This window comes from Gemmobacter nanjingensis (assembly GCF_014652195.1).
In the GTDB taxonomy this organism is placed as follows: Bacteria; Pseudomonadota; Alphaproteobacteria; order Rhodobacterales; family Rhodobacteraceae; genus Gemmobacter; species Gemmobacter caeni.
Map to the genome: position 1 here is coordinate 76,923 of NZ_BMYI01000006.1, position 19,876 is coordinate 96,798.

The 19,876-nt window shown below is 66.2% G+C and carries 11 protein-coding genes; 8 read left to right on the forward strand and 3 right to left on the reverse strand.

The genetic code is table 11. From position 1 onward, the window contains the following. Positions 1–17: 17 nt before the first annotated feature. The gene (locus IE126_RS11790; RefSeq protein ID WP_189381089.1) at positions 18–3,122 is read right to left on the reverse strand and encodes a calcium-binding protein; all 3,105 of its coding nucleotides are present in this window, start codon (positions 3,120–3,122) and stop codon (positions 18–20) included. 237 nt (positions 3,123–3,359) lie between these two features. Between IE126_RS11790 and IE126_RS11795 the strand changes: the two genes are divergently transcribed. Then, complete coding sequence (locus IE126_RS11795) at positions 3,360–5,528, forward strand: sensor histidine kinase (RefSeq protein ID WP_189381090.1); 2,169 nt, start codon at positions 3,360–3,362, stop codon at positions 5,526–5,528. 51 nt (positions 5,529–5,579) lie between these two features. After that, positions 5,580–6,293, forward strand: a complete 714-nt coding sequence (locus tag IE126_RS11800) for a LuxR C-terminal-related transcriptional regulator (protein ID WP_189381091.1) — start codon at positions 5,580–5,582, stop codon at positions 6,291–6,293. Here IE126_RS11800 and IE126_RS11805 read toward each other — a convergent pair. Beyond that, on the reverse strand, positions 6,286–8,805 hold the full coding sequence (locus IE126_RS11805; protein ID WP_054303976.1) for a cation:proton antiporter: 2,520 nt from the start codon (positions 8,803–8,805) through the stop codon (positions 6,286–6,288). The two genes, IE126_RS11800 and IE126_RS11805, sit on opposite strands and share 8 nt — an antisense overlap. A 111-nt stretch (positions 8,806–8,916) precedes the next feature. Here IE126_RS11805 and IE126_RS11810 point away from each other — a divergent pair, with 111 nt between their 5' ends. From IE126_RS11810 to IE126_RS11835, 6 genes are all read left to right on the forward strand, one after another. Next, complete coding sequence (locus IE126_RS11810) at positions 8,917–9,906, forward strand: sugar-binding transcriptional regulator (RefSeq protein ID WP_189381092.1); 990 nt, start codon at positions 8,917–8,919, stop codon at positions 9,904–9,906. Continuing rightward, entirely contained in the window at positions 9,899–10,858 is a 960-nt protein-coding gene (deoC, locus tag IE126_RS11815; protein WP_108130235.1) for a deoxyribose-phosphate aldolase, read from the forward strand. The genes IE126_RS11810 and deoC overlap by 8 nt, the downstream gene beginning before the upstream one ends. Positions 10,859–10,868: 10 nt before the next feature. Continuing rightward, a complete protein-coding gene (locus IE126_RS11820) occupies positions 10,869–13,238 on the forward strand; it encodes an aldehyde dehydrogenase family protein (RefSeq protein WP_229825430.1) in 2,370 nt (789 codons plus the stop codon). Between the two features lie 56 nt (positions 13,239–13,294). Beyond that, complete coding sequence (locus IE126_RS11825) at positions 13,295–14,194, forward strand: LysR family transcriptional regulator (protein ID WP_108130236.1); 900 nt, start codon at positions 13,295–13,297, stop codon at positions 14,192–14,194. Positions 14,195–14,241: 47 nt separating this feature from the next. Then, a complete protein-coding gene (locus tag IE126_RS11830) occupies positions 14,242–15,597 on the forward strand; it encodes an FAD-binding domain-containing protein (protein WP_189381093.1) in 1,356 nt (451 codons plus the stop codon). A 142-nt stretch (positions 15,598–15,739) separates the two neighbouring features. Then, entirely contained in the window at positions 15,740–17,896 is a 2,157-nt protein-coding gene (locus IE126_RS11835) for a malate synthase G (protein ID WP_189381094.1), read from the forward strand. Between the two features lie 159 nt (positions 17,897–18,055). Here IE126_RS11835 and IE126_RS11840 read toward each other — a convergent pair whose 3' ends face one another. Continuing rightward, a complete protein-coding gene (locus IE126_RS11840; protein WP_108130239.1) occupies positions 18,056–19,855 on the reverse strand; it encodes an aminopeptidase P family protein in 1,800 nt (599 codons plus the stop codon). Positions 19,856–19,876 lie beyond the last annotated feature (21 nt).

The window sequence follows — 19,876 nt, forward strand, 5'->3', positions numbered from 1 at the left end:
AAAGCTGTGTCAGCCGCTCAGAACAACTCGAAGTCGTTCATCGTCAGTGTGCTGACACCGCGCAACTGGGCAATGAACTCGGCTTCGGCCACATCGCCCTTGCCGTCGGGATCGAACCAGAGCCGCCCGTTATCGGTTTCGAACAGGATGGTCGGGCCCGTTGTCTTGGCGACAGGATTGGTCCCGGTCACCAGCTCGAATGCGGGTTTTTCAAAGGCATAGATCCCGAAGGCATAGCCCTGAATGCCCAGCTTGTCAGAGCCGCGCGTGAAATCGGTGATGATATCGCCCTGATTGCCGTCGCGGTTGAGAATGAACATGTCATTTCCGGCACCGCCGGTCAGCCAGTCGTCGCCGGTGCCACCGTCCAGCGTGTCATTGCCCGCGCGGCCATCCAGCGTATCATCGCCGTAACCACCGTTGAAGTAGTTGGCTTTGCTGTCCCCGCTCAGCCGGTCCTCGTTGAAGCTGCCGTGAACGCGCTCGATGTTCTTGACGGTCAGGCCCTTGGCCAGCCCGTCATTCTGCGACTGCTTGGCCAGGTCGAGGATGACGCTGCCGTAGTAGCCCGAGAACTGGAGCGTATCGGTTCCGGCGCCGCCGTCGAACACGTCCTTGCCGGTCATGTCGCTGCGCCACAGCGTGTCATCGCCGTCGCCGCCGTACAGCTTGTCGTTCCCGGCGCCATCGGTCAGCGTGTCGGTGCCGCCCCGGCCCACCAGCGTATCATTGCCGTTGTAGCCGTTCAGGATGTCCACGCCCTCGCCGCCGGTCACGTTGTCCTTGCCGGCGCTGCCGTAATATTGCAGCGCCTCGAAACCCGAGATTTTCGTCGCGGCATCAAGCTTTTGCGTGGCTTTCCCGATGTTGAGCGAGAAATTACCGGTCTCGCTGGTCAGGTAAAGGACCAGCGTGTCGAACCCGCTGCCGCCGATGGCGGTGGCGCCCAGACCCATCGTGATGACATCATTGTCGGCGCCGCCGTCCAGCACATCGCCGGTTTCCCGCGCGCCGGTGACGCTGCCGCCGGTAAGATAATCCATCCCCGAGCCGCCGTAGAGCTTGTCGACACCCGCCCCGGCGTCCAGCCGGTCACTGCCGGCGCCGCCGTACAGCTTGTCATTGCCTTCGCCGCCGCTCATCGTATCGCCATTTGCACCGCCGGTCAGGACATCATTGCCCGAACCCGAGGTGATATTGACCGTCTCGAACCCGGTTACCTTGATACGGCCGTCCAGCAGCGATTTCGTCTTGCGGATGTTGAAGATGATGTCGTCGGTCTGGTCCCCCAGAGACAGGCCGATAGTATCCACACCGGAGCCACCGTCCGCCACCATTCGCCCAAGGCCATCGACCCGCATCGTCAGTTGCAGGTTGTCATCCCCGGCGCCCAGCTTGACGCTGCCGCCGATCGCATATTCCTCGATCGTCGGATAGTATTCGGACAGCGCCACATAATCGTTGCCACCACCGGCGTCGATCTTGTTGGTGCCGTAATTGTCGTTGATCCAGTCGTTGCCGTCGCCGCCGATGAGCGTGTCATTGCCCTCGCCGCCGTCCAGATTGTCGTCGCCCGCCCCGCCGTTCAGGCTGTCGTTTCCGGCATCGCCGCGCAGGTAGTCGAACGAATTCTTGGTGCCGGAAAGCGTGTCATTTCCGGCGCCGCCGCTCAGGTTGACCGTTTCCAGCGCGCCGACCTTGACGAACTTGTCATTGCCCGAGCCGAAGCTGGCGCTGACCGTCTCGATTCCCTTGAACACCGAACCGCCGGTCAGTGTGCCGTTCTTGCCGGTGAAGGCCATCACCAGATCACGGGTGTCGGTATAGTTGCCCATCGACAGCGTATCGCGCCCGGCGCCGCCATCCACGGTATCCTTTTCGGCGGAATCGACGGCAAGGAAGTCATCGCCCGCGCCGCCATAGATCTTGTCGTTGCCACCGTAGGCATAGATGAAATCGTTGCCACTGCCCGAGTTCAGAACATCACTGCCCGAGGTCGCATACAGCGTGTCATTGCCGCCCAGCGTGGTGAACTTCAGGCCCTGCCCCTGATTGGAGGCCTGCAGGTTGTAGTTCTCGAACCCCGAGTATTTCGTGCCCCCCGGCAGGGTCACGGTCTTGCCCGATGCCTTGGCGGTGAAATTGTCCGTCACCTGTTCGAGGATCAGCGTGTCGCTCCCTGCCCCGCCGATCAGCGTGTCACGGTCGGCACCATAGCGCAGGCTCACAGTGTCATCGCCAGCCCCGGCGTTGATCAGGTCGTTGCCCTCATCACGGTAGAAGACGTCGTTACCCGCGCCGCCATACATCGAGTCATTGCCCAGCCCGCCATCGAACGTGTCGTTCGAAATGCCGCCGGTCATCTTGTCATTGCCGTCGCCACCGTACAGCCAGCCCGCAAGCCCGCCATTCAGCGTATCGTTGCCAGCGCCGCCATCCAGGAGGTTGGCCCCCTGCTGGCCATCAAGCCGGTCGTTGCCTTCGCCGCCGCGCAGCGTGTCATTGCCCATGCCACCCAGCAACGTGTCGTTGCCAAGCCCGCCTTCAAGCGAGTCATTGCCACCGGCGCCATTCAGACGGTCATGCCCGTCGCCGCCATACAGGAAGTCATAGAACATCCCGCCGGTGATCTTGTCGTTCTGCGACGTGCCGGTGATGTTGAACACATCGACCCATGTCACGGATACGCCGCCGGTCAGCGTCTGGGTCTTGATCCAGTCCCCGATGGTCAGCGAGACTTTGCTGCCGCGCGACGAGTAATCAAGATACATCCAGTCGAGGCCCGAGCCGCCGTCGATGACATCTCCGGCGTAATCCGAAATCGGCTGACCATACCCGCCGATCGTATCCGATCCGCTGCCCCCGAAGATGCGGTCCTTGCCCGCGCCGCCGGTCAGGATGTCTCCGGCGCTGTCGCCGTAAATCACATCATTGCCCGCCTCGCCGTTCACCACATCGGTGGCAAAGCCGCCATAGACGGTATCGTTGTCATCGCCCGCCAGGATGTTGTCGTTGCCGAAGCCGCCGAACACCTTGTCGTTGCCCGCATAGGCAAGGATCTGATCGGACTCGTCCGTTCCGTAAATCGTGTTTTTCTTGTCGTCGCCGGGCAGGTAGGCCATGGTCAAACCCCGATTGAAAATTTTCTCTGATATGCCGCATCTCGCAAGGTAAACACATCCCCTGTTCAGGGGATATGCCCCGGAAAGGCCGCGCAAAAGCCAAAGTCCGGGTTCAGCGGGTTGCAGGGTGTCTTTCCTGCGCTATGGTCTGAAACGGGGACAGGCAGGGGCGGATTTTGCCGGGGGAGACGAGGATTTTGCGCATGGAGCCAGAGCGACTTCCCGCAGGGTTGCGGGATGCATGAGCTGCGCACCCCTGCGTTGCGGCTGCTGGCCGCCTGCGTCGGCATCCTGCTTCTGGCGCTTGCCGTGCTGGCCCTGCGCGAAAGCCTGCCGGACTACAGTCTGAGCGTCCAGACCGATGGCAGCCGCCTTTCTGTACTTGCGCCGGACGGGGCGATTGAGGTCCGCGCGCTGGGGCCGCCCACCGGGCAGGCAGGCGCGCCCGTCCTGCTGACACCGGATCTTCTGGTCGAAGACCCCGACATGCTGAGCAGCTATGCCGGTTTCCGTGCCCTGCTCGCAGCGCAGGGCGAGATGACTGCCCTGACCACGCAGGCCACCGCTGCCGGACAGCCGTTGCGCCTGCATCTGGAGAACGGCGACGAGATCGACCTGCCCGTCACGGCTGAAACCCCGCTCCGGCACCTGCCCGCGATGTTCTGGGTCCAATGGGCGGTCGGGATCATCGTTCTGGCCATCGCGGCCTTCCTGCTGGTCCTGCGCAGCGGCCACAATGGCCGCCAGCAAAGCGAGGGGCTGGGCGGCTTCGTGCTGGCCGGGGCCGGGGTGGCGACGGCGGCTTTCACCGCTTCTGTCTATGGTACGCGCGAGTTGTCCATCGACCCGGATCTGCTCTGGCGCCTGAGCATCGTGAACCACATCGGCACTTTCGCCTTTGGGGTCGGCATGATCGGGCTGTTCGCGCGCTACCCCCGGCCCGTTCTGGCGTCGCGGTGGGTCCGGGCAGTGGCGGCGCTGGCCGCTGTCAACGAAATCGCCTATCGGCTGCAACTTCCGCCCTATGACCTGATCAAGCCCCAGGTGCTCATCGGGGTGATGTTCCTGACGATCCTCGGGCTGATCCTTGCACAGTTGCGCGCCACGCGGGGCCATCCCGCCGACCGCGCCGCCCTGCGCTGGCTAGGGCTGTCGGTGCTGCTGGGCTCGGGCGTTTTCGTCCTTATGGTCTCGTTGCCTGCGCTGATCGGGGCGGAAACGATCCTGTCACAGGGGCTGGCCTTCATCCCGCTCTGCGCGATCTATGTCGGCGCCGCGCTTGCGCTGGCCCGCTATCGCCTGTTCGATCTGGACCGCTGGGCGCTGCGGGTGCTGTTCAGCCTTGCAGTCGTCGCGCTGATGATCGTGGTCGATACGGTCTTCCTGCTGACGCTGAGCCTGTCCGGCCCGGCCTCGCTGGCCTCGGCCGTGGCGCTGGTGGGTCTGGTGTATTTTCCCATGCGAGATCTGGTCTTTGACCGCTGGCTTGGCCGCCGCCGCCCTGATCTTGCGGCACTGTACCGCGATACTTTGTCCGTGGCCTTTCAGCATGGCGGGCAGGCCAAGGCAAATGCCTGGCGCGGTGTGATGGAACGGCTGTTCGCGCCGCTGCGGGTCGAGGCGCTGCCCGCGCCGGTGACCGGCGCCCTGCTGGAGGACGAGGGGCTGGCGCTGGTCATCCCCGGCCCCGAGGGCACGCCCGCCCTGCGTCTGGGCTATGCCGCCGCCGGACGACGGCTGTTCAACGCCGAGGATCGCGCACTGGCCGATGAGCTTGCCACGCTGGCCGAAGCCGCGGGCCGCGACCGCGTGACCTATGAAACCGCCGTCGCCCGCGAACGCCAGCGCATTGCCCGCGACCTGCATGACGATGTGGGGTCGCGCCTTCTGTCCAGCCTGCATGCCCGCGACGACGGCCAGCGGCAGGATTTCCTGATCGAAGCGCTGTCAGACCTGCGCCAGATCGCCACCGGGCTGGCCGGGCGCGAGGTGACGCTGCCGCTGCTGATCGGCCAGTTGCGCGCTGAAAGCCGCAGCCGGGCCGAGGCGCTGGACCGCCGCCTGATCTGGCCGCCGGGCAGCGCCGACGAAGCCGAGATCCCATTGCGCTATGACATGCAGCGCAATCTGACCGCCATCCAGCGCGAGGCCCTGAGCAATGCGCTGACGCATGGCGCCGGGGATATCCATGTCACCGCCACCTGTGACGGCCAGAGCCTGCACCTGTGCCTTGTCAATGCGCTTTCCTCTGCGGATCGGCGGGCAGAAGGCCCCCATCGTGGCAATGGCACCGGCAACATGCGCAACCGGGCAGAGGCGCTGAAAGGCCGTCTTGAGGCCGGTCCGACAGAAAATGGCCATTACCGGATGGAACTTTACCTTCCGCTGAACGCTGATATTTCTTGAATACCTGAGTTTTCGCCCCACAAAGTCATTTTACGCCGATAGACAGGACCAATGAACCAGAGCCGCGACGCAGACCTTTCCAGATCGCTCCGCACGGACGGGGGTGTTCTGCATGCGCTGGTGCTGGACGATAATCGCGAAACCCGGAACTGGATCTGCGAAACCCTTCAGGCCACGCTGCCGGGTGCCATGATCAGCACCGCCTCCACCTGCGCCGAGGCTGTGACGGCGCTGTTTCACAGCGACACGCGCTTTGACTTCGCGCTGATCGACCTCGACCTGCCGGACGGCCACGGCATCGACATCATTCGCGCGATCACCCGTGACCTGCCCGAAACGCTGCCGGTGGTCATCACCATCTTCGAGGATGACGCCTCGCTGTTCGACGCGCTGGCGGCGGGGGCGATGGGCTATATCCTCAAGGGCGTGAAGGCCGCGAGCCTTGCCGACCAGTTCCGCCGGATCGCAGCCGGAGAGCCGCCGATCTCGCCCCGCATCGCCCAGCGCATGATCGCCCATTTCCAGGCCCAGGCAAAGGCGCTGCGCCCTGCCGAGGTGCCGGGCCAGCCCGATGTGGCACTCACCCAGCGAGAGCAGGAGGTGCTTCGCCTTCTGGGCAAGGGCTTCACCGGCACCGATATTGCCGCCACGCTGGGGATCACGCCCAACACCTGCGCCTCGCATACGAAGTCGATCTACCGCAAGCTCAACATCTCCAGCCGGGCTGAAGCTGCGCTGGCCGCCAGCCGGCGCGGGCTTATCTGACCGGGGCCGCCTCGGCAGGGCCAAGCCGCGCCGCCGCCTCCATCAGGCCACGGCGGGCGGTGCTTTTCTCCACCGCTTCGCGCAGCGTCTCGTCCCGCGACAGAAGATCAAGGAACCGCGCCTCATCCAGCGTCAGCAGCGTGCAATGCGTAATCGCCGTGACCTGCGCCCGGCGCGGCCGGTGGGTCAGGATGCCCAGTTGCCCGAACATCTCGCCCCGGCCCAGACGTTCCACCTGCCCGGCGAATTCGACCTCGACCGCGCCGGAGGCGATAAAGAACACATGCCGCGCCGGATCGCCCTTGCGGATCAGCACATCGCCCGGCTGGGCATAGACCGTCGCGACCCGCTTCTGCACCATGCGCAACTGTGCCGCATCCAGCCCCGCCAGCGCCGGCATCTGCCGCAACATCGCGCTTTTCTGCACCGCCAGATCCAGCCGGGGCCGCCGGTTCAGCCGCCGCCGCGCCCCGCTGAGCGACTGGCGCAGGGTCATGTGCAGTTCGCGCCCGATCAGCCCGTCTTCGAGCAGCGTGTCATATTCCCGCTCCTCCAGCCGCAGGGCAAGACGGCGGATGAAGCGTCGCTCCATCTCCTCGGCATAGCCAGGGTATTGCAGGCGCAGCGCATCCAGCGCCTGTTCCACCTCCTCCTCGCGCTGGGTCAGCAGGCGATGCAGAAGGTCGGCCACACGGCGGCCATGGATGCGACGGATCTTGCTGTCGATATAGCCGTGCAGATCCTTCAGAAGGATACGCTGGTTTTCAAGGATTTCGAAGCGGTGCGCGGTCAGAAGCGCCAGAAGCCACGGCACGCGCAGCCGGTTGTTCATCCAGACGCCCAGCCGGTGCAGCCGCCCGCGCCCCAGCGCCCGCCGTGCGGCGCGGCGATAGCCGGTGCGCCCGCCCGCCCGCGTGCCTTCCATCAGCCGGTCGGCGTCGGTCAGCATCTGTTGCGCGCGGCCGGGGCTGATCTCCTGTTCGCGAAACGCCTCCAGCACCAGATCGCGCTCGCGTCCGGCAAGAGCCAGCAGGCCCAGCGTGATGCGGTCCTTCTCGCCGATATCGGAACTGGCATCCGCAAGCTCGACCGCCTGATCGAGACGGGTGGCAAAGCTTTTCGCCTCGGCGCGCGCGATATCGCGGCTCAGGCCATGCTCTTTCACGCTTTCAGACACTTCCTCGCGGACGTTCTGAAGGGCGACAGCGATGACCTGCCGGGACAGCGCGACATCCAGCGGGGCCAGCTTGGCCAGCCCCAGCTTGCGGATCAACAGCCGCAGCGTGGTGCCCTGCATGAACAGGGTGAACAGCGTAAATCCGGTGGCCAGAATGCCAACCTCGCGGCGGATATCGACCGGAACGCGCAGGTTCTCGGTCACTGCCAGTGCCAGCGCCAGCGTGACCGCTCCGCGCAGCCCGCCCCAGAGGATTGCCACGCGATAGGGCTGATCCACCTTCGGCGACAGGCGCAAGCGTGCAAGCAACGGCAGCAGCACCCACAGCATCAGCATCCGCGCCACCGTCGCCGCCACCACCACGACCAGCACCAGAAACAGGTCGAACGGCCGCGCATCCGCCATCAGCCGCGGAATGAGCAGCGAGGCCAGCACGAAAATCAGCGCCCCCGCCCAGTGCGCCAGCAAGTCCCAGACCTCGCGCAGGTTGGTCCAGGCACCGGGCGACAGCCGTCCAGGCCCGGCCCAGTTCAGCGTCATGCCCGCAAACACAACCGCCACCACGCCCGAGGCACCCAGCAACTGATCGGCAATCAGATAGGTCGCATAGGGCACCGCGACCGACAGTGACAGTTGCGCCAGCGGCCATGCGGCCAGCATCACCATGGCAAACAGCGCCACCTGCGCCACGATCCAGCCGGTGAGCATCCCGCTGGCCACCTGCACCGGCAGGCCGATGAAGGCGTCATGCAGCGTCGGGTTCGGCACCCCCGCCATCACGAAGGTCAGGAAGAAGCCAAAGAGCGCGATGGCCGCCGCGTCGTTCAGAAGGCTTTCGCCCTCGACGATCCGCGCCAGCCGCTGCGGCGCGGCCAGTCCCCGGAAGATGCTGACCACCGCCGAAGGATCGGTGGTGGACACGATGGCACCCACCAGAAAACAGGCCAGCACCGACATCTGGCTGAACGGCACCAGCGCGCCGCCGACAAAGGCCGTTGCCGCCAGAACCGCCAGTACCGCCATCACGAGGATCGGCACCCAGTCATCCAGCATCCGCCGCAGATCGAGCCCCAGCGCCACCTGAAACACCAGTGTGGGCAGCAGCGCATACAGGAAGACGCTGGACCGGATGGGAAGTGCCAGCAGCGCCGAAACCTCCTCAGGCAGGCGTGTGCCCATCGTCGCGGTCAGGGTCGCGGCCCCGGCCCCCAGAAGCGCACCGATGGCCGCAAGGGCCACCGTATAGGGCAGGCGCAATCTTTCCGCCACAGGCTCGGCCAGGGCGATCACAACGAACAGAAGCGCCACGGCGGCGATGATGAGGATGATATTCATGAAACCAGAATAAGCTCATGGCCGGAAAGGCAAAAGACCGATCACGCAAAGGTTGGCTCACCAAAGGTTACAAATGTTGCCTTATCCTGCAAATGATGTATTTTTGCGCATATGAGCGACCGCAGCCCCTATTCCGCGCGCCTGCCGGCGGATGAAAACCGCGACCACCTGATGATTCAGGCGGCGAAGCTGTATTATGACCTCGACCGCACGCAGGCTCAGGTGGCGGATGAGCTGGGCCTGACCCGCTGGCAGGTTGGCCGTCTGCTGGCCGAGGCGAAGGCGGAGGGTGTGGTTCGGGTGGAAATCGTGCCGCGCGCCCGCCGCGCGACGGGGCTGGAGGCCGCGTTGCAGGCCCGGTGGGGCCTGCGCGAGGCGCTGGTGGTTCCCATGGGCGGCGTGACCGACCCCGACATGCTGAACGAAGGCATCGCCCAGGCCGCCGCGCGCTGGCTGGTGGCGCTGACACCGAAACCGGCGCTGATGGGCGTCAGCTGGGGCCGCACCATGGCGGCGCTGGCGCGCGCCCTGCCGCAGGGCTGGGCGCCGGGTCTGGAGGTCGTGCTGCTGAACGGGGCAGCCGCGCTGACGGTGACCGACCCGCGCAGTTCCGCCGTAGCCGAGGCAGTGGCGCAGGCGGCGGGGGGCAGCGCCACGCTGCTGCCCGTGCCCGCGATCCTTGGCCAGCCCTCGACCTGCCGCGCGCTGGAGGCCGATCCGGTGATCGCCCGCGCCATGGCACGCGCCGGGGACGCATCGTTGGTGGCCTTTTCGATGGGCGGCGTCTCGCATCGGTCTGCCCTTTGCGCGCAGGGCTACCTCAGCCCCGCTGAAATCGACACGCTGCGCGCCCACGGCGCGGTGGGCGACATCCTTGGCCGTTTCGTCGATGCGGCAGGGCAGCCGGTCGATGCGGCGCTGGATGCCCGCACGCTGGGCCTGCCACTGCACCGCCTGCCCCATGCCGAACATCGTCTTGCCCTTGTGGCGGGGGCGGAAAAACACGCCATCGCCCGCGCCGCCTTGCAGGCCGGATATGTCTCGGTCCTCGTGACTGACGACGTCACCGCCCATTTCCTGCTGGAGACCCCGAATGAGTGAAAACGGCACGTTCCCCCGGATGACCGGCACGGAATTCACCCCGGAATGGTTCGAAAATGTCAGCGTCAACCGATCCGCCGCCGAACGCCGCGCCGCCAGCCTGCCTGGCCGCCGGACCGTGAAGAAGGATCATCAGGCGGCATGGCTTGCCCGCGCCATCACCTGCATCGACCTGACGACACTGGCAGGCGATGACACCGCCGGACGCGTGCAGCGGCTTTGCGCCAAGGCGCGGCAGCCGCTGCGCCCCGATCTGCTGGCGGCGCTGGGTCTTGAGATGCTGACCGTCGGCGCGGTCTGCGTCTATCCCACCATGGTGCCCCATGCGGTGAAAGCGCTCGATGGCTCGGGCATCCCCGTCGCCTCGGTCGCCACCGGCTTTCCCGCCGGGCTGACGCCGCTGCCGCTGCGACTGGCGGAAATCCGTTATGCCGTCGATCAGGGCGCGGCGGAGATTGACATCGTGATCACCCGCGAACAGGCGCTGACCGGCAACTGGGCGGCGCTTTACGATGAAATCCGCCAGATGCGCGAGGCTTGCGGCGACGCGCATATGAAGGCGATCCTGGCCACAGGCGATCTGAAAACCCTGACCAATGTCTACAAGGCCAGCATGGTCGCGATGCAGGCGGGCGCCGATTTCATCAAGACCTCGACCGGCAAGGAAGAGGTGAACGCCACCCTGCCCGTCTCGCTGACCATGGTGCGGGCGCTGCGCGACTTTGGCGACCGCACGGGCCAGCGTGTCGGCTTCAAACCCGCAGGCGGGCTGAAAACCGCCAAGGATGCGATGAACTGGCTGATCCTGATGAAAGAGGAAATGGGCAGCCGCTGGTGCATGCCCGATCTGTTCCGCATCGGCGCCTCGTCCATGCTGGGCGATATCGAACGCCAGTTGGAACATCATGTGACGGGCCGCTACTCGGCCGCCAACAGGCATGCGCTGGCCTGAGGAGAAGACCATGACCATCAAGGATCTCATGCAGACCATGGATTACGGCCCCGCCCCCGAATCCGCGACCGAGGCGCTGGCCTGGATCGCCGACCGCCCTGTCATTGGCCATTTCATCAACGGCCGTTTCACTGCGCCCGAAGGCGAGATGGCCGAGGTGGTGAACCCCGCGACCGATGCGGTGCTGACCCGCGTGGGGCTTGGCACGGCCGCCGAGGTGGATGCGGCGGTGCAGGCCGCCCGCGCGGCCTTCCCCAAATGGGCGGCCCTGCCGGGGCATGACCGGGCGCGCTACCTTTACGCCCTCGCCCGCCATGTGCAGAAGCGCGAACGCTTCCTCTCGGTGCTGGAGACGCTGGACAACGGCAAGACCATCCGCGAAAGCCGCGACATCGACGTGCCACTGGTCGCGCGGCATTTCTATCACCACGCGGGCTGGGCGGAGCTGATGGCGGATGAATTTCCGGGCCATACGGCACTGGGGGCCTGCGGCCAGATCATCCCCTGGAACTTCCCGCTGCTGATGCTGGCGTGGAAGGTGGCCCCCGCTTTGGCGGCGGGCAATACCGTGGTGCTGAAACCCGCCGATCTGACGCCGCTGACGGCCTTTGCTTTCGCGGAGATCTGCGCCGAGATCGGCCTGCCGCCCGGCGTTCTGAACATCGTGAACGGCGACGGGGCTACCGGCGCCCTGATTGCGGGGCATGAGGGCGTGGCCAAGGTGGCCTTCACCGGCTCGACCGAGGTGGGCCGGGTAATCCGGCGCCAGATCGCCGGTTCGGGCAAGAAACTGTCGCTGGAACTGGGTGGAAAATCGCCCTTCATCGTGTTCGAGGATGCCGATCTGGACGCCGCTGTCGAAGGCGTGGTCGATGCGATCTGGTTCAATCAGGGCGAGGTCTGCTGCGCCGGTTCCCGCATTCTGGTTCAGGAAGGCGTGGCGCCACGCTTCTTCGGCAGGCTGCGAAAGCGGATGGCGACGCTGCGCATCGGCGATCCGCTGGACAAGACCATGGATGTCGGCGCCGTGGTGTCGCGCAAGCAGTTGGCACGCATCCATGGTCTGCTGGCGCAGGCGGAGGCAGAGGGCGCGACCTTGCATCGCGCGCCCGTGCAGATGCCCGCGCAGGGCGCCTTCTGCGCGCCGGGCTTCCTGACCGGCACCGCACCCGCCCACACCGTCAGCCAGACCGAAATCTTCGGCCCAGTCGCCACCACCCTGACCTTCCGCACCCCGGACGAGGCCATTACGCTGGCGAACGATACGCGCTATGGCCTCGCCGCCTCGGTCTGGTCACAGAACATCGACCGGGCGATCGAGGTCGCAGCCAAGGTCAAGGCGGGGGTGGTCTGGATCAATGCCACCAATATCTTCGACGCGGGCGCCCCCTTCGGCGGCTACCGCGAAAGCGGTTACGGGCGCGAGGGCGGCCGCGCAGGGATGCGCGAATACCTCGCCGCCCCCGCGCGGCCGGGCAAGCCGCGCCCCGATCCGGCGCCGCTGTCCGGCGTGGCCCCCCACGCGGGCAAGGCTGACCGCGCGGACATCGACGTGACCGCGAAGCTTTATATCGGTGGCAAGCAGGCGCGGGCGGATGGCGGGCAAAGCTACACCGTCACCGGCAAGGGCGGCGTGGCGTTGGGTCAGGCGGCGCTGGCCAACCGCAAGGATGTGCGCAACGCGGTGGAGGCTGCGGGCAAAGCGGGCGGCTGGGGCGGCGTGACTGCCCATAATCGTGCACAGGTGCTGTATTTTCTGGCAGAGAACCTGTCGCAGCGGGCGGAGGAATTCACCGCCGCGCTGGCCGCTTGTGGCACCCCGAAACCGGCCGAGGAGGTTGCAGCGACGCTGCGCCGCGCCTTCTGGTACGCGGCGCAGGCTGACAAGTTCGACGGCGCAGTGACGGCCACCAAATCAAACCATGTCACCCTGACAGTGAACGAACCCTTCGGCACCATGGGCCTGATCGCCCCCGACGAGGCGCCACTTCTGGGCCTGATGTCGCTGATCCTGCCCGCTATCGCCATGGGCAACCGCGTGGTGGCCGTCGCCTCGCAAAGCCACCCGCTGATTGCGACGCGGCTTTATCAGGTGCTGGAAACCTCGGACATTCCGGGTGGCGTGGTGAACCTGTTGACCGGCGCCCGCGACGAACTGGCGAAAACGCTGGCCGAACATGACGATGTGGCGGCGCTGTGGTATTGCGGCTCGGCCAGTGGCGTGGCGATGGTGGAAACCGCGAGCGCCGGGAACCTGAAGCCGGTCTGGACAGATCAGGGCCTGACCCGCGACTGGCTGGACCCGGCGCAGGGACAGGGGCGCGAGTTCCTGCACCGCGCTGTACAGGTGAAAACCATCTGGCTGCCCTACGGCGCCTGATTGGCCATTGGCTTCATCGCATGTATACAGGGCTTTCATAAGCCAGGGGACATGCGATGAAGCCCAGCCTGCGACAGATCGAATGCTTTCAGGCGGTGGCGGAGCTTGGCAGCTTTTCCCGTGCCGCCGAGCGGATGAACACCACCCAACCGGCGCTGAGCCAGGCGATCCGCGATCTGGAAACCGGCCTGGGTGCCCGGCTTTTCGACCGCACGACCCGCCGCGTCGACCTGACCGAGGCGGGCGAGGCCTTTGCCGCCTCGGCTTTCGTGGTGCTGACGGAACTCGACCGCGCGGTCAGCAATGTGCAGGATCTGGGCCAGTTGCGGCGCGGGCGGCTGCGGATTGCGGCGCCGCCGCTGCTGGCGGCCGCCGTGCTGCCCGCCGTGATCCGCGAAACCGCCGCGCACCACCCCGACCTGTCGCTGCGAGTCGAGGATCTGGGCACCGATGCGATCGTCGGGCAAGTGCGCAACGGGCGGGCCGATCTGGGGCTTGGCACTTTCCAGCCCGGAGAGGAGGGCGTGGTGGTGACGCCGGTGCTGCGCGACCGACTGATGGTGTTTCTGGCCACCGATCATGCCCTTGCCAGCCAGCCGGATCTGACCTGGACGCAGATCGCTGGCCAGCCGCAGGTGGCGCTGACACGCGAAAGCGGGCTGCGACTGCTCACCGAAGTCGGCTATGAAAGCGCGGGCCAGCCGTTCCGTCCGGCGCTGGAGGTGCATCAGATCCATACCGCGCTGGCACTGGTGGAACAGGCGGGGCTGATTGCGGTGCTGCCCGCCTATGCCAAAGCGGCGGTGCATGGCCGCCCCATCGTGGCACGCGCATTGACCGCCCCCGATATCGCGCGCGAAGTGGCGCTGCTGCGTGCCCGCGACCGCAGCCCCTCACCCGCCCATGTCGCCGTCGCGGCGATCCTGACCCGCGTGCTGCGCCGGATGGCCGCCTGAGTTCTGCCGCATTTGACGGCGCAGAACAGGCAGGCTAGAAATGTTCCATGAATGTTCTCGTCTGGCTCAATCAGGATCTGCGGGCAGAAGATCACCCGGCGCTGGCTTTCGCCGCCGCGCGCGGTCCGGTTCTGCCGCTTTATGTGGTGGACCCCGATCATTGGGCCAGCCCGGATCGCTCTGCCCGCCACTGGGCCTTCTGCAGCGAAAGCCTGAAGGATCTGGCCGCGGCGCTGGCGGCACTGGAGCTTCCGCTGGCGATCCGGGTCGGCGATCCGGTCCCGGTGATGGAGCGTCTGGTCCGCGCCCATCGTATCACCGAAATCGTGACACAGCAGGCGGGCAGTGCAGCCGAATCGCGAGTGGCGGAATGGGCGCGCGCCTCGGGCCTGCGCTGGACCGCTCTGCCCGCCGATACCCCGGCAGCGCCGCTGACCGCGCGCGGGATCGACGGCGTGTCAACCGGCGCACTCCCCTTGGCCCGCGCGTTGCGGCTGGCGGATGACCCCTGCCCGCACCGACAACCCGGCGGGCGCAGCGCGGCGCTGGCAGTCCTGGAAAGTTTTCTGACCAGCCGGGCCGCGCCAGGCCTCCCCGCGCAGGTAACGCCCGCCGGGGCCGAGCGGGCGAGCCCGCGTCTTTCGGCCCATCTGGCCTTCGGCACCCTGTCGGCGTCCGAAGTCATCACCGCCATCGACGCGCGGCTGACAGATCGCCCGCTGCCGCAGATGGCATCCGGCCTGCGGGCCACGCAGTCCCGGCTGCTGGCGCGCGCGACTGCGATGCGCAGCGCCGAGGCTTTTCCCCGTCGCAGCGCCGAAAGCGATGCTGCGCGGCTGGCGGCATGGGGGGCCGGAGAAACCGGCCTGCCCTATCTGGATGCCTGCCTGCGCTATCTGAACGCGACCGGCTGGCTGCCTCATGCCGCGCGGTCGATGGTTCTGGGTTGCGCCCTGCACCACCTGTCGCTGGATTCCAGATCAGCGGGCGAGGCGCTGGCCCGGCGGTTGACCGATTATACCCCCTCAATCCATTGGGCGCAGGTCCGGCGCCACGCCGGGCTGGCGGAGGTTCCGCCACGCATCTGCAACCCGGTGCGGCTGGGTCAGACTCTGGACCCCGACGGCAGTTTCACCCGGCGCTGGCTGCCCGAACTCGCCCCCGTCCCCGATGCGTTGCTGCAAGAGCCATGGAAATGGTCCGGTGCCCCCGGTCTGCTGGGCCGTCGCTACCCCGAGCCGGTGGTCGACCCCGTCAGCGCCGCCCGTGACGCCCGCGACCGGCTGACGGCCAGCCGCCGCGCTTGCGGAACCCCACCGCCCCGCCGCCTCCGCCCCACTCTCTCCGCCCTGATCGAAGGCAGCCGCTCACCACAAGGCGGTCAGCTTTGCTTCGATCTTTGAGCAGGCAGTGCCCCCGGAATCCGTTTATCAAGAAAGCCCGACAAGTGTTTTTCGCCTGAGCTTTCAAATCCAGTGTCGGCTTCTGTTGCCCGGACGGCGGTTTTTCCGCATCCTCGCGACCGAACAGAGCGGGGAGTCGGAAATGATCGGACGGATGACCAAGAACGGACTTCAGGTGGATCGCGAACTGGCGGATTTCATCGAAACCCGCGCCCTGCCCGGCACCGGCGTCAGCGCCGATACCTTCTGGAGCGGCCTTGCCGCAGCGATAGCCTCGCTTGGCCCGAAGAACCGCGCCCTGCTGGACAAACGCGCCGCGCTGCAAGCCAGTATCGACGACTGGCACAAGAGCCGGCGCGGCCAGCCCTTTGATCCCGACGCTTATGAAACCTTCCTGCGCGAGATCGGCTATCTGGTGCCCGAAGGCCCGGATTTCAGCATTGAAACCGCCAATGTCGACCCCGAGATCGCCAGGATTCCCGGCCCGCAACTGGTGGTGCCGGTGATGAACGCGCGCTACGCGCTGAATGCCGCCAATGCCCGGTGGGGCAGCCTTTACGACGCACTTTACGGCACCGATGCGTTGGGGGATCTGCCCTCCGGTAAAGGCTATGACCCCGCACGCGGCGCCCGCGTCATTGCCTGGGCCCGCGATTTCCTCGACAGCGCTGTGCCGCTGGCTGGCGCCAGCTGGAAGGATGCGCGCGGATTCGCCGTTGAGAGTGGCGCGCTGGTGGTCCGGACCGCTCAGGGCGACAAGGCGCTGGCAGACCCGGCACAATTCGCGGCTCATATGGGCGATGCCCGCGCACCGCAACAATTTCTGCTGCGCAACAATGGGTTGCTGATCGAAGTGGTCATGGATGACCGTTCTGCCATCGGCGCTTCGGATGCCGCACATATTTCCGACATCTGGCTGGAAAGCGCCCTCTCCGCGATCATGGATTGCGAGGACAGCGTGGCGGCGGTGGATGCCGCCGACAAGGTCGTGGCATACGGTAACTGGCTGGGCCTGATGACCGGCACGCTGACCGAAGAGGTCAGCAAGGGCGGCCAGACCTTCACCCGCAGCCTGCGCCCCGATGCCAACTGGACCGGCGCGGATGGCACGCCGCTGGCGGTGAAGGGCCGCGCCCTGATGCTGGTGCGCAACGTCGGCCATCTGATGACCAACCCCGCCATCCTTGATGCCGAAGGCGCCGAAGTGCCCGAGGGCATCATGGATGCCTTCGTCACCACGCTTTGCGCGATGCACGACCTGAAGAAGACCACGGGCGTGCGCAACTCCGTCACCGGCTCGGTCTATGTGGTGAAACCCAAGATGCATGGCCCCGGAGAAGTGGCCTTCGCCTCGGAAATCTTTGACCTTGTGGAAGATACGCTGGGCCTTCCACGCAATACCGTGAAGCTCGGGATCATGGACGAAGAGCGCCGCACCAGTGCGAACCTGAAGGAATGTATCCGCGCCGCGAAATCCCGCGTGGCCTTCATCAATACCGGCTTTCTGGACCGCACCGGCGACGAGATCCACACCTCGATGGAGGCCGGGCCAATGGTCCGCAAGGGCGAGATGAAACACACCGCCTGGATCAAAAGCTATGAGGACCGCAATGTCGATATCGGTCTTGCCTGCGGGCTGCGTGGCCGCGCGCAGATCGGCAAGGGCATGTGGGCGGCACCCGATCTGATGGCCGCCATGCTGGAACAGAAGATCGCCCATCCTCAGGCCGGGGCAAATTGCGCCTGGGTGCCCTCGCCCACCGCTGCCACGCTGCACGCAACCCATTACCATCGCGTCAATGTGCTGGCCCGGCAGGATGCGATTGCCAAAGGCGGCCCGCGCGGCACCTTGCGCGACCTGCTGACCATCCCGCTCGCGCAAGGCGCCAACTGGTCCGAAGCCGAAATCACGGCCGAGATCGAGAACAACGCGCAGGGTATCCTGGGCTATGTCGTGCGCTGGGTTGATCAGGGGGTGGGCTGCTCCAAGGTGCCCGACATCCATGATGTCGGCCTGATGGAAGACCGCGCCACCTGTCGTATCTCCAGCCAAGCGCTTGCCAACTGGCTGCATCACGGCGTCATCTCGCAGGCGCAGGTGATGGAGGCGATACGCAAGATGGCCGCCGTGGTAGACCGCCAGAACGCCACCGACCCTGCCTATCGCCCGATGGCGCCCGGATTCGATGGCCCGGCCTTCAAGGCCGCTTGCGATCTGGTATTCGAAGGCTGCGGCCAGCCTTCGGGCTATACCGAACCCGTACTGCATCGCCGCCGACTGGAGGCCAAGGCCCGCTGAGGGCGCACCGTCCCTGCCGCGCTCCCGGCAGGGACGTCCTTTTGAGTATTTGTACAAGAAGCAAGACAGCCGGTCGCGCGCCGTTTTGCCGCCCCGCAAAAGCTCTGCTGTTTGCTCCTTGCCCAAATACTCAGGCAAGCTCTGACAGAAGCGCGGCGGTCAGAGCGGTGCGCAGGCGGCTTTCAGCCACTCCAGCGTGGCCCCCTCAACCAGCGGCCCGACCTTCGCCAGAACCTCGGCATGATAGCTGTCTAGCCAGCCGCGTTCGCTTGATGACAGCATGTCCGGAAGGATCAGCCGCCGGTCGAAGGGCACGAAGGTCAGCGTCTCGAAATCATATTGCGCGCGGTGGTCACCCAGCGGCTGCGCCTCCCGCACCACGATCAGGTTTTCGAGCCGGATGCCAAAGGCCCCCTCACGATAATAGCCCGGCTCGTCCGACAGGATCATGCCGGGCACCAGCGGCACGGTGGAGAGCCGCGAAATCCGCTGCGGCCCCTCGTGGACTGAGAGGAAGGCGCCGACGCCATGCCCCGTGCCGTGGTCATAGTCGTAGCCCGCAAGCCAGAGCGGCGCACGGGCCAGCGCATCCAGATCACGCCCGGCCAACCCCTTCGGGAACCGCGTGCGCGCCACGGCGATCATACCTTGCAACACGCGGGTATAGCAGTCGCGCGCGTCAGGTTCTGACGGCGCGCCGATGGCGATAGTCCGGGTGATGTCGGTCGTGCCGTCCAGATATTGCCCGCCGCTGTCGACCAGCAGCAGATCGCCGGGTGCCACTGCACGATTGGTGGCCTCGGTCACCCGGTAATGAATGATGGCACCATTCGGCCCCGTCCCGCTGATCGTGTCGAACGACAGGTCATGCAGCTGGTTGCTTTCGCGCCGGAAACCTTCCAGCGCCTCGACCGCAGCAATCTCGGTCAGCCCGCCCTGCGGCGCAGTGGCATCCAGCCAGGCGAGAAAACGCACCATGGCAGCGCCATCGCGCAGATGGGCGGCACGGGTCGCCGCGATTTCAACCGGGTTCTTGCAGGCTTTCGGCAGCGCGCAGGGGTCGTCGCCGGTCGCCACCGCAACGCCCGCATCCTCCAGTTCCTGCGCCACCGCGACCGGCGCGCTGGCCGGGTCGATCCGCACCGGGCCGGGCAGGCTGTGCAGGCCCGGCACAAAGGCCGCGACCGGGCGCAGGGTCACATGATCACCCAGACCCGCGCGGGTTTCCGCGTCGAACTTCGCCGGATCGGCATAAAGCGTCACCCGCCCGTCGTCATGCAGCACCGCAAAGCCATGTAGCACCGGATTGCGCGGCACATCGGCCCCGCGCAGGTTCAGAAGCCAGCACAGGCTGTCGGGCAGAGTAATGACGGCCGCGCGCTGGCCCGCCGCACGCAACCCCTCGGCCAGCCGCGCCCGTTTCGAGGCGCTGCTTTCCCCAGCCAAAGCCTCAGGATGCAGGAAGGCACGCCCCTGCGGTGGCTCAGGCTGATCGGGCCAGATCGCATCGACCATATTGGCGCAGGGCCGCAGGATAACTCCGCTGCCTGCCAGTGCGGTTTCAAGCTTCGCAATCTCGTCTGCCGCATGCAGCCAGGGGTCGAAGCCGATCACGCCTTCAGTCAGGTTTTCAACGATCCATTCGCCCGGCTTCACCTCAGGCCAGTTCACCGGCGTGAACACCGCCAGATCGACCTGCGCGCGGACCTGCGTGCGGTAGCGACCGTCAACGAAAACACCCGCCAGATCGGGCAGCACAATGCAGAAGCCGGCCGAGCCGGTAAAGCCGGTGAGCCAGGACAGCCGCTCATCCCGCGCCGCGACATACTCGCCTTGGTGGGCGTCGGCGCGCGGCACCAGAAAGCCAGAAAGCCCCTCCGCGGCCAGCCTGCTCCGCAGCGTCGCCAGCCGCGCCGCCCCCTGAGACGGATCTGCCTGCGACGTGAAATCCTGAAACATGCCCGCCTCTTTCCCTTGGCT